We start from the raw sequence: 527 nt of genomic DNA, 5'->3' as shown, positions 1-527 counted from the left end.
TATGCCCTGGGTGTGCTTCTCTACGAGTTGCTCGTCGGGGCGCCGCTGTTTGATCCGGCGCTGTCCTCGCATGCCCTGGGCTACCAGCACCTCTACTCGCCGCCACCGCCGCTGGTGGGTGTGCCCGCGCCGGTGGCTGAGGTGGTTCTGCGGACTCTGGCCAAGGATCCGGCCGTCCGCCAGCCCTCCGCTCACGCCTTCGCTCTCGATCTTGCCCATGCAGCCGGCAGTGTCTACGGCCCTCGGTGGACCGCCCGCGCCGGGATCGGAGTGCGCCTCGACGACGACGTCCGCGAGGCTGCCGACCGCTCACCTCAGTTCAACCGCCAGCCGCCGGCTCCCGCCCCCCGCCCGTTGGCGCCGCCGACTGCGGTCAAACCATCATCACCGTGGACGGTCTCGCCCCCCTCATCGCCACCGGCCGGACCCACACCAGGCCCACCGAACCCCGGCTACCAGAGCCCCGGCTACCAGAGCCCGCCCGGCTATCCACCCAACCCCGGTTACCAGAACGCACCTGGCTATCC

1 pseudogene is annotated in these 527 nt (G+C 70.8%); it reads left to right on the top strand.

What is annotated here, in order from left to right:
* A pseudogene (locus U9977_RS14615) lies at window positions 1-527 on the top strand (serine/threonine protein kinase); the annotation flags it as partial.

Source organism: Protofrankia sp. Cas8, from assembly GCF_963555845.1.
Taxonomy (GTDB): Bacteria; Actinomycetota; Actinomycetes; order Frankiales; family Frankiaceae; genus Protofrankia.
The sequence above is the reverse complement of the archived record's forward strand: the minus strand, read 5'-3'. Positions and strand labels throughout refer to the sequence as shown.